Consider the following 10981-nt stretch of genomic DNA (forward strand, 5'->3'; position numbering starts at 1 on the left):
GTGGCAGGCCTGGGGGAGCGGTCAGGTCGACGGTGTCCATCGAAACCTACGGCAGGTACCAGCTCCTGAAGCGTCTCGCCACGGGCGGGATGGCGCAGATCTACCTCGCGCGCCGTCCCGGAGGCCCCGAGGGCGACAAGCTGCTGGTGGTGAAGCGCATTCTTCCGCACCTCACGGAGAACGACGACTTCGTCAAGATGTTCCTGGACGAGGCGCGCATCGCCGCCCGGCTCAACCACGCCAACGTCGTGCAGATTTTCGACCTGGGCGCGCAGGACGACTCGTTCTTCATCGCCATGGAGTACATCCACGGCGAGGACCTGCGGAAGCTGTGGAAGCACTCGGAGACGCAGGAGCAGCCACTCCCGGTGCCCCTGGTGTGCCGCATCCTCATCGAAGCGTCCGCGGGCCTGGACTACGCGCACAAGCGGACGGACCCCACCACGGGCAAGCCTCTGGGCATCGTCCACCGCGACGTGTCGCCGCAGAACATCCTGGTGACGTTCGACGGCGGGGTGAAGGTGGTGGACTTCGGCATCGCCAAGGCGGCGGACCAGGCCACGATTACGCGCTCCGGGGTGCTGAAGGGGAAGTACTCGTACATGTCCCCGGAGCAGGCGGCGGGGCAGCGCGTGGACTGCCGCTCGGACATCTTCGCCCTGGGCGTGGTGCTGTACGAGCTGCTCACGGGGATGCGCCTGTTCAAGCGCTCCAGCGACCTCCAGACGCTGACCGCGGTGAGCGAGTGCCGCGTGATGCCGCCGTCGCAGGTGACGGCGCGCGTGCCGCCGGACCTGGACGCCATCGTCCTCAAGGCGCTCGCGAAGGACCCGGCGGAGCGCTACCAGGAGGCGGCGCACCTCCAGGCCGCGCTGGAGGCCTGGCTGGACGCGCACCGGCTGCCCTCGTCGCCCGCGCACCTGTCCGCGTTCATGATGGAGCTCTACGCGGAGCGACTGGAGGCGGAGGGCCGCTCGGGCGAGGTGCAGGGGGAGGACTCCGAGTCCTCGCCGCAGCCCCCGCGCTCCGAGCCGCCCTCGCGCCGCTCGGGACCGCGGCAGGCGCCGCGGCTCAGCCCGACGGCAGAGGATGCGACGGCCGCGCTGCGCCCTCGCTCCCGGCGGGGCGAGTCGGAGCCCGAGCCGGAGCGTCAGGCCCCTCGGATGACGGGCTCGCGACGCGCGGTGGAGCCCTCGCCGGGGGAGCGCTCTTCCCGCACGGGGCTGGGGACGGTGTCACCGACGCCGCCTCGCGTGGAGGAGGACGCGCCGACGCTGGACGGGCGCGCCGCCTCGCGGGCCACGCTGACGGATGTGAAGCTGGGCCTCGGCGCGGAGCCTCCTCCCGTGCCGGAGGCGCGCCCCGCCTCCCGCGTCACGCCCCCTCCGGGCCGGCTCGAGGGAGGCCCGCCCTATGTGATGCACGTCGAGGACGAAGGGCCCACGCTGGCGATGCCGGAGATGGGGCGCTCCTCGCGTGTGGTGCTCCCCGTGTTGCCGGAGAACGAGGCGGAGGAGGACGCCCCCACGCTGGCCATGCCGGAGGTGGTGTTTCGCTCCTCTCGCGTGGTGGTCCCCGTGCCGCACGAGGACGAGGCGGAGGAGGACGCCCCCACGCTGTCGCTGGGCATGTCTCGCCCGGGCCGGCCCCCTCCGGTGGTGCCGCGTCAGGTGGCCATTCCGCCAGCCCCGAAGCGCTGGGGTCTGGGAGCGGGAGTGGTCCTGGGGGTGGCCGTGCTGCTGGCCGCGCTGCTGTGGGCCTGGCCGAAGTCCCCTCCCGCCACGGTGCGGCTGGAGACGGTGCCGCCCGGGGCCACGGTCGTCTTCAATGGACAGGAGCTGGCGGAGAAGACGCCGCTGGTGCTGCCCCCGGTGGCGGCGGGCCAGTACCCCGTCGTGGTGAGCCGGGACGGCTACGAGGAGCTGCGGGCCACCGTGGAGGTGCCGGCCACGGGCACGGCGTCGCCCGGGTTGCTGCGCCTGGCGCCCGCGGCTCCGGAGGCCTCGCCCGCGGCCTTGCCTCGCGGGGAGCCCTCCGCGTCGCCCCCGTCAGGCCCGTCGGGCGCCATCGCTCCGGTGCGGCTCCGCGTGGAGACGGAGCCCTCGGCGGCCCTCGTCTCCGTGGATGGTCAGCGGCAGGGGCCCTCGCCCGTCGAGCTGGACGTGGTGGCGGGCCGGGAGGTGGCGGTGCGGGTGGAGGCGCCGCTGCACCATCCGCTGGTCCGCGCGGTGAAGATGGGGAACGGGCCCTCGCAGGTGGAGCGCTTCGTGCTGGCCGAGGCCGGCGCGAGCACCCGTGAGGAGCCGGCCCGGAGCGACGGACGCACGGCCCGGGTGAAGTTCGCGGTGCAGCCCTGGGCGCAGGTGACGTGCAGCGGGAAGCGGCTGGGGGAGACGCCGTTCGACGCCGTGGAGCTGCGCGTGGGCAGCCATGAGTGCAGGTTCTTCAATCCCGAGAGCAAGAAGACGCTCAACCGACGTATCGAGGTGAGGGCCATCGACCTCAACGTGGTGAACGTGAAGCTCGAGTAAGTGCTACCTCCGGATGCTCCCTTGACACTCGAAGCTGGCACCCACATCGGCAAGTACGTCGTCCGCCGCAAGCTCGCCGAAGGCGGGATGGCGGAGATATACCTGTGCACGGCGCGCGGCGCGGAGGGCTTCGAGAAGGAGGTCGTCATCAAGCGCGTGCGCGCCTTCCTCGCGAGCGACCCCGAGTTCGTCGGGATGTTCATCGCCGAGGCGCGGCTGGCCTCGCGGCTCAACCACGCCAACGTGGTGCAGATCTTCGACTTCGACAAGCACGAGGACACGTACTACCTGGCCATGGAGTACGTGCGCGGCTGCTCGCTGTGGGAGCTGCGCAAGCGCTGCAAGGAGCTGATGGAGCCGGTGCCGCCGGTGATGGTGGCGCACATCGGCGCGGAGGTGGCGCGCGGGCTCCACTACGCGCACCGGGTCAAGGTGAACGGCCAGCCGCTGGACCTGGTGCACCGGGACGTCACCCCGCACAACGTGCTGCTGTCCTTCGACGGCGCGGTGAAGCTGACCGACTTCGGCATCGCCAAGGCGGGCAACAAGCTGACGCAGCCGGGCGTGCTCAAGGGCAAGTTCGCGTACATGTCTCCCGAGCAGGCCCGCGGCGAGGCCGTGGACGCGCGCACGGACATCTTCGCCCTGGGCGTGGTGTTGTGGGAGATGCTCACCGGCGGGCGGCTGTTCGACGGGGACTCCGAGGTGGCGGTGCTGCGCGCGGTGCAGCAGAGCACCATCCCGCCTCCGGCCCGCCTCAACCCGGACGTGCCCGCGGACCTGGACGCCGCCGTGGTGCGGGCGCTGGACAGGGACCCCGCGGTCCGCTTCCAGACGGCCGGCGAGCTGGAGCGCGCCCTGGCCCAGTGCGTGCTGAAGCACGCGAAGACGGTGGACGACACGGACCTGAGCGCCTTCATGCGGCGCCTGTTCCCCACCAGCCTCACCCAGGCCATGCCCACGGTGCAGGAGCGGACCCACGTCGAGAACGCGCCGGTGCCCCCGGGGAGTGACGCTCCCGTCGTTGCACGGCGCGAGCCCACGGCGGTGATGCCGGGGGTCTCCAGCGGGCGCGGCGTGGCGATGGCGCCGTCTCCGGACGAGGACCTCAACGCGCCCACGTTCGTGCTGCCGCGCCGGGACGAGGCCGCCGTCGAGTCGGTGCCGCTGCCGCCCATGGCCACGCCGATGATGCCGCTGCCGGCGGTGGCGTCCTCCCCGGTGCCTCGCGCCAGTGTCCTGCCGCCCCTGGCCGCGCCCATCGCCGCGGTGCGGCCGAGCCGTCCGGAGGGGACTCCCTCCGTGGCCCCGGCAGGGGTGGGGGAGGGGAGTGGCCCGGGGCCTTCGAGCGGCCGTCGGCCGAGCCAGCCCGAGGGGATGTCGTCCGTGTCCTCGGCCGGCGAGTCCGGTGGAACGAACGTTCCTTCCGGCAGCAGCCCTGCCACACCGGCCTCTCGGAGCCTGGTCCCGGCCGGCGAGTCCGGTGGAACGAACGTTCCTTCCGACACCGCATCGTCCGCCCAGCGAGGCGCGGCCCTCGCTGACGAGTCCGGCGGAACGAACATTCCTTCCGCCAACATGGGGGCGCCGTCCTCCCAGCGAGGGACGGCCTCCTCCGGGTCAGCGGGCACCGGGGCGTCGGCCGGACCGCGGGGCCCCGAGTCCGCCTCCGTCGAGCCGGCGGAGCGGTCGGAACTTTCAAAGACGGAGTCCGTCTCCGCCGGTGGCCGCGACGCTCAGGGCACAGGGAAGCCCGCAGCGGGTCGGAACCCGCTGTCGCTGGGCCTGGCCGCCGCGCTGGGCCTGGCCGTCGTCGGCGGTGGCGTGGCCGTGATGCGCGCTCGCGCGGACTCCGCCTCCACCGACACCGCGCAGGTCTCGACTCTCGAGGGGGCCGGGACGTCCCGGTCCCCGGCTCCAGGGGAGGCCGGGCCCTCGGCTCCCGTGGCGGCCCAGGCCCCCCGGCCCGCTGCTCCGACCCCGTCGGGGACCCGTGACGAGGCTCCTCCCGGTGGGGCCGGAGCCTCCGCCCCTTCGGGGACGGACACGGTCAAGGCCGGCGAGGCCACGCCTCCTCCCGCCTCGGGTAGCGCTCCGGCGGCCACCGGAAGTGCCGGAGCCGCCGTGGCCGCGAGCGGTGATGAGCCCTCCGGCTCGGACACCGCCGAGGTGGACGGCCTGAAGCGCGAGGAGGTCCTCGGCGCCGAGCCCAGGCCCGTGTCCGGGGACTCCCGGCCCGCGGCCGTGGCCGCCCAGGACGTCAAGGCCGCCGCGTCCACCGGCATGCTCCAGGTGCGGGCCTCCCCGTACGCCACGGTGTTCCTCAACGGGAAGAAGCTCGGCGAAGTCACGGGCCGCGCCTCCTACAAGCTGGCCCCGGGCACCTACAGGCTGGTCTTCCAGCACCCGTCCGGCGCCAAGCAGTTCGACGTCACCATCGCCGCCGGAACCTCCGTGACTCGCGAGTTCCGCGCGACGAAGGGGCACTGACCGTCAGCCACTGAACGTTGTCGGAACGCCCCGGGCCTGAGCCCCGGCCAGGGCCCGTCCTGGCGCCGTCGGCGACGCCTGCCGCCACCCCCAAACGCCTCCCTCCACGCCCCGCCCACACGGGCTGAATCGTCCTCCGTCGATCAGCCCTGTAGCGGTCTGCCTTGACTCCGCCGATCGGCTCTGGCACTCAGTGGCCCCCATTCAGTAGCCTATATTCAATGGAACCGATGGACCTGCTGGCCCCCGACGAGATTGCGCGGATCGAGCGCGAGAACGCGGGGGGGCTGCCCGCGAGCGCCATCCTGGAGATCTTCCGGCCTCGGGGCGTGCGGCTGTCGGAGGCGACCTTCCGCAAGTACGTCCAGGCAGGGCTGCTACCGCGCAGCCGCCGCGTGGGCCGCAAGGGGAAGCACCAGGGGAGCCGGGGGCTCTATCCGGTGGAGGCGGTGCGCCGCATCAATGTCATCAAGAAGATGATGGCGGAGGGGCACACCCTGGAGGACATCAAGCGCTCCTACGTCTTCCACCGCAACCACATCGACCAGCTGGAGCGGGACCTGGCGGGTCTATTGAACGGGTTCCAGGAGGAGCTGGGGGACCGAGCCTTTGGGGGCGAACACCGGCGTTCGCTCGAGGCGGAGTTGGCAACACTGCGGCAAAGAGCGCAGGATCTGGTCCGGGATGTGGCCCGGCTGGGCAGCGCCGTCACCGCACGCGCAGACGAAACCATCCGTTCGCAATAAGATGCCCGGAACCGGGTAGACTGGCCTCACGTGGAGGGGACATGTCGGAAGTGAAGCAACTGCAGGAGGAGGGCGGGGACCAGGAAACGGAGCAGGCGCAGGAGCGCCGCCGTTCCAAGACGATGTCGCGAAAGGAGATGGCGCGAGACCTGCGCCGGCGGCGTCTGACTGGTCAGGTGGACCCGGAAGAGGCGGACCTGCTGAAGCAGATGGACGACACGCGCCCGCGCACCCGAGCCGACTGCATCAACGGCCCGCGCCCGTGCATGTTCGTCTCCTGCAAGCACAACCTCTACCTGGACGTGAATCCGGAGACGGGGTCCATCAAGCTCAACTTCCCCGACAAGGAAATCTGGGAGCTGGAGCACACCTGCGCCCTGGACGTGGCGGAGAAGGGTGGAATCACGCTCGAGGAGGTGGGGGAAATCATGAACCTCACCCGTGAGCGCATCCGCCAGGTGGAGACGCGCGGCCTGATGAAGCTGCGCGAGGCCACCGAGGCCGAGCCTCCTATTTCGGCCCGCAAGCCCTGAAAGACCCGGGGGATTTCGCCCGCTGACGGAGGGCCTAGTGTTGCGTTGACACCCCTGGGGGTGGTTGCTACTACCGCCGCTCCCCGCACACCGAGGCCCACACGTGCTGGCTCTCCTCAGCGTTTCAGACAAGCGCGGTCTGGTCCCCTTCGCCCAGGGCCTGGTTCGCCTGGGCTTCCGGTTGCTCTCCACCGGAGGCACGCTGGATGCGCTCAAGGGCGCTGGCGTGCCCGCCACCAAGGTGTCCGAGCACACGCAGAGCCCCGAAATCCTCGGTGGCCGCGTGAAGACGCTGCACCCCCGCATCCACGGCGGCATCCTCGGCCGGGTGGACCTGGAGGGGGACCGGGCGGAGATGAAGGCGCACGGCATCGAGTCCATCTCCCTGGTCGCGGTGAATCTGTACCCCTTCCGCCAGACGGTGGCCTCGGGCGCCGCCGAGGCGGACGTCATCGAGCAGATTGATATCGGCGGGCCGGCCATGGTGCGCGCGTCCGCGAAGAACTTCCGGCACGTCGCGGTGGTGGTGGACCCGGATGACTACCCCGCGGTGCTCGCGGAGCTGGAGCAGCAGAAGGCGGTGGGCGAGGAGACGCGGCGCAAGCTGATGCGCAAGGCCTTCGCGCACACGGCGGCCTATGACGCGTCCATCTCCGCGTGGCTGTCGGGTGGCGCGGGCGAGCCCTTCCCGGGGGAGCTGTCGCTGGCGTACCAGAAGGCGCAGGACTTGAGGTACGGGGAGAACCCGCACCAGCGCGGCGCCTTCTACCGCGAGCACTCCGCGTCGGCCGAGCCCACGGTGGCCTTCGCCAAGGTGCTTCAGGGCAAGGAGCTCTCCTACAACAACATCCTGGACCTGGACGCGGCGCTGGGGCTCCTGCTGGAGTTCCCGGAGAAGCCCTGCGCGGTCATCATCAAGCACAACACCCCGTGCGGCGTGTCGGTGGATGACTCGCTGGTGAAGGCGTATCGCACGGCCCGTGCGGTGGACGAGGTGTCCGCCTTCGGCGGCATCGTCGCCCTCAACCGCGAGGTGGACGAGGCCACGGCCCAGGCCATGGCGGAGACGTTCCTGGAGGCGGTCATCGCGCCGTCCTACTCGTCCGCGGCGCAGCAGGTGCTGGCGGCGAAGAAGAACCTGCGGCTCCTGGAGGCGGGGCCCGCGCTGGCCTCGACGCAGGCCCGGCCGAGGGCCCAGCTCGACGCCCGGAGCGTGTCCGGCGGGTTGCTCCTCATGGACCGGGACGCCGTCGAGCCCGCGCTCACCTGGAAGGTGGCCTCCAAGCGGGCCCCCACGCCGGACGAGGAGCGGGCCCTGCGCTTCGCCTGGAAGGTGTGCAAGCACGTGAAGAGCAACGCCATCGTGTTCGCCTCGGGCGACCAGCTGCTGGCACAGGGCGGTGGCCAGACGAACAGGGTGGACTCGGTGCGAATCGCGATGAAGCGGGGCGGGGAGGCGCTCAAGGGGAGCGCCGTGGCCTCGGACGCCTTCTTCCCCTTCCGGGACGGCCTGGACGAAGCGGCCCGGGCCGGGGCCTCCTGCGTCATCCACCCTGGCGGCTCGGTCCGGGATGCGGAGGTCATCGCCGCCGCGGACGAACATGGGATGGCCATGGTGCTGACGGGAGTGCGACACTTCCGTCACTGAATCATGCGCATCGTCTGCCAGAAATGCGCGGCTGCCTATGCGATCGATGATCGACTGATCACCGCCAAGGGCGTTCGCGCGCAGTGTCCCCGTTGCCGGCACCTGCAGCTCGTCCGGCGCGATCCCACGGCCGCGCCCGCAGCTGGCGCGCCGGCTCCCACGCCGCAGCCCGCGGCGCCTTCCACCCCGAGCGCCGCCCCCGGTCCCCAGGCCGCGGACGACCTCTTCGGCGACTTCGGCGCGCCTCCGCCCTCGGCCGCTCCGGCGCCAGGGGCTCCCTCGCAGGGGCCTGCTCCCGCCGTGCCCCGTCCCGCGCAGGGGGCCGCCCCCGCCGGGGCGCGTCCCGCCCAGGGCGCCGCGCCGGGCTCGGACCTGTTCGGCGACTTCGGGGCGATGCCGAATCCCGCCCCGTCCCTGGCGCCGCCAGTGGACCCGTTCGCGGACGTGGGCGCTCCGGGGCAGGCCGCTCCGGCCGGTGCCCCGCCTTCGCCCGGCGGGGACCCGCTGCTCGACTTCCTCGGGCCGGCTCCCGCCGCGCCGCCGGCTCCGGTGTCGCGAATCCCCGCCTCGCCCGGCGCCGCGCCCGTTCCGGTGTCGCCTCCCGCGGCGGCCTCGGCTGCCTCCGCGCCCAGGCCCGCCACCGTCGGCTGCCGCTCCTGTGGCAAGCCGCTGACGGACTCCTTCGACCAGGCGCTCGGCATCTGTGACGACTGCCGGGGACGTGAGCCGGCGTCGGCCGCTCCCTCCGCGACACCTCCGGCACCGGCGGCCTCCGCGCCCGTGAGCATGGACTTCCTGCCGCCGCTCACCACGCTGGAAGGGGGCGCTCCGTCCGCACCCGCTCCCGCGCTGCCTCCCGAGCCCCGCAGCGGCCCTCGTGCCGCCCCGGCCCTGGGGGCGGAGCCGAGGAGCAACAGCAGCCCGCGCATTCCCATCAGCACGGACATCATCCCAGACATGGGCCCGGAGCCGCGCAGTGGTCCTCGCGCCTCCGCGCCGTCCCTGGGGGCCGAGCCGCGCACGGGCACGCGCAACTCCACCATCTCCTCGGCGCGGTCGGGCTCCGCGGCCATCCAGGAGCCGGACCGGTCCGGTGGGCGTGGGCGCGGCCTGCTCATGGGCGCGCTGGCATTGCTGCTCATCGGCGTGGGCGTCGGAGGGTACTTCCTCTACGCGCGCCACCAGGAGGAGGCGCGCCGCAACGCGAAGCCAGCGGCCCCGCCGCCCATCCCGGAAGCGGTGCAGGCCTCGCTGTCGCGCTGGAAGCTGAAGTACCTGGATGAGCTCACCGGCACCAGCGCGGAGCGGCTCGCGGAGGGGCAGCAGCAGCTCGCCCGCGACGAGCGCTTCGCGTACGGCGAGGCGGAGGAGTCCTTCCAGCAGGCCCTGCTGCTGGACCCGCAGAGCGATGCGGCCATCGCCGGCTACGTGCAGGCGCTGGCGCTGGGCCGGAGCGCCGGCATGGACGACGCTTCCTTCCAGGAGGCCCGCGCGCTGGTCGAGGCCGCGGAGTCGCGCTCCGGCCGTACGGCGCCGCTGCTGCTGGCGCACGCCAACCTGCTGCTGACGCGCTCGCGGCAGCCGGAGCAGGTCGAGCAGGCGCGCAAGCTGGCCGAGGAGCTGCTGGCCCTTCCCGATGTGCCGGATGCGCAGAAGGCCGAGGCGTACCTGGTGCTGGGGCGTGCCTACCTGTCCTCGTCCCGGGAGCTGGCGCGCTCGCACTTCGACACCGCGCAGAAGCTCGCCCCGGGCCTCAAGCGCGTGGCGTACTTCCGTGCGCTGGCCTACGAGGCGGCCGGTGAGTACACGCTCGCGCTGGAGATGCTGCGCAAGCGCCTGGCGGCGAACCCGCAGGACTGGGACAGCCTGGCCGTCACCTCGCGCATCTACCAGGAGGTAGGGGAGCCCGCCGAGGCGCGGCGGCTGTACGAGGCGCGCGTGAAGGCGGAGCCTGGCGAGCTGCGCGCGCTGCTGCCGCTGGCCATGCTGCGCTACCAGTCCGAGGGCAACCCCACCGCCGCGGTGCGCGAGCTGCGCGCGCTGCTGAAGAACCGCTCCCGCTACCCGAAGCCCGAGGTGGCGGACGTGCTGGTGCACCTGGCCGCGGCGGAGCGCTCCACCGGCAACGCGGAGGCGGCGGCGAAGGCGGCCGAGGAGGCCCTGACGCTGGTGAAGGGACTGCCCGAGGCGCACCTCCAGGTCTTCCTGGTGGCGCTGGGCCGCCGGGATGCCGCGAGGGCGCGAGAGCACTTCACGGGCTTCGGGGGCCGCCTGGAGGACGCCGCGCTGGAGAAGGTGCTCGAGGGGCGCCTGCTGTTGCTGGAGAAGAAGCCCGTGGAGGCGCTGGAGCGCTTCCAGGAGGCGGTGCGGCTGGACGGGCGGAGGCTGGACGCGCAGCTGCTGGCGGGCGTGGCCGCCGCGAGCGCGAAGCGGCGGGACGATGCGTTCCGCGCGCTGAACCCGGCGCTCCAGTCGGACCCGCTGCGGCTGGAGCCCCGGCCGCTGGTGACGCGCTTCTGGATGCGTCCGGGCGAGACGGTGGAGGGCGTGGAGGGCGCCATCCTCGCGCTGGCCACGGGGCCCGAGGACCCGTCACCGCTGCTCTATGAAGGACTGCTGCTCTTCCACCAGGGCAACCTCGACGCGGCCGACCGGAACTTCCGCGACGTGCTGGAGGTGGACGCGAACAACGCGGGCGCCCTGGCGTACCGCTCGCTCATCGCGCTGAAGCGGAACAACGTGACTGAGGCGAAGAGTCTGGGCGCGAGGGCGGTGGCGGGGGGGCGGCAGATGCCCATCGGCCACCTCGCGCTGGGACTGGCGCTGGCGGAGGGCCGGCAGGTGGAGCCCGCCAAGCGCTCGCTGCGGGACGCGCTGGCGCTGGCGCCCGGGCTGCTGTCGGCGCAGGCGCGGCTGGCGGAGCTGGAGGCGCCGCAGCGCAAGGAGCTGGCGCGAGACACCCTGGTGAAGGTGGTGGGGTTGGACCCGGCGTACCTCCCCGCCAAGCGGATGCTCTACCAGTTGGAACGGTGA

At 72.6% G+C, this 10981-nt stretch carries 6 protein-coding genes; all 6 read left to right on the forward strand.

From position 1 onward, the window contains the following. The first annotated feature begins 32 nt into the window (after nucleotides 1–32). The 6 genes from G4D85_RS27155 (at nucleotide 33) to G4D85_RS27180 (ending at nucleotide 10981) form a co-directional block, all read left to right on the forward strand. Entirely contained in the window at nucleotides 33–2531 is a 2499-nt protein-coding gene (locus tag G4D85_RS27155; RefSeq protein ID WP_205525728.1) for a protein kinase domain-containing protein, read from the forward strand. Between the two features lie 21 nt (nucleotides 2532–2552). After that, entirely contained in the window at nucleotides 2553–5021 is a 2469-nt protein-coding gene (locus G4D85_RS27160; protein ID WP_164016910.1) for a serine/threonine protein kinase, read from the forward strand. A 221-nt stretch (nucleotides 5022–5242) separates the two neighbouring features. Then, the gene (locus G4D85_RS27165) at nucleotides 5243–5767 is read left to right on the forward strand and encodes a MerR family transcriptional regulator (protein WP_164016911.1); all 525 of its coding nucleotides are present in this window, start codon (nucleotides 5243–5245) and stop codon (nucleotides 5765–5767) included. A 41-nt stretch (nucleotides 5768–5808) separates the two neighbouring features. Continuing rightward, nucleotides 5809–6300, forward strand: a complete 492-nt coding sequence (locus tag G4D85_RS27170) for a sigma factor-like helix-turn-helix DNA-binding protein (protein WP_164016912.1) — start codon at nucleotides 5809–5811, stop codon at nucleotides 6298–6300. A gap of 103 nt (nucleotides 6301–6403) precedes the next feature. After that, nucleotides 6404–7948, forward strand: a complete 1545-nt coding sequence (gene purH / locus G4D85_RS27175; protein WP_164016913.1) for a bifunctional phosphoribosylaminoimidazolecarboxamide formyltransferase/IMP cyclohydrolase — start codon at nucleotides 6404–6406, stop codon at nucleotides 7946–7948. Between the two features lie 3 nt (nucleotides 7949–7951). Continuing rightward, nucleotides 7952–10981 carry a zinc-ribbon domain-containing protein gene (locus G4D85_RS27180; protein WP_164016914.1) on the forward strand — a complete coding sequence of 1010 codons (3030 nt, stop codon included), beginning with the start codon at nucleotides 7952–7954 and terminating at the stop codon, nucleotides 10979–10981.

The sequence above is a fragment of the Pyxidicoccus trucidator genome, from assembly GCF_010894435.1.
Lineage (GTDB): Bacteria > Myxococcota > Myxococcia > Myxococcales > Myxococcaceae > Myxococcus > Myxococcus trucidator.

What these genes read in the sequence shown, in the direction of transcription:
- G4D85_RS27165 (WP_164016911.1), top strand. Translation starts at nt 5,243, where the DNA reads ATGGAACCGATGGACCTGCTGGCCCCCGACGAGATTGCGCGGATCGAG.
- G4D85_RS27170 (WP_164016912.1), top strand. Translation starts at nt 5,809, where the DNA reads ATGTCGGAAGTGAAGCAACTGCAGGAGGAGGGCGGGGACCAGGAAACG.
- G4D85_RS27180 (WP_164016914.1), top strand. Translation starts at nt 7,952, where the DNA reads ATGCGCATCGTCTGCCAGAAATGCGCGGCTGCCTATGCGATCGATGAT.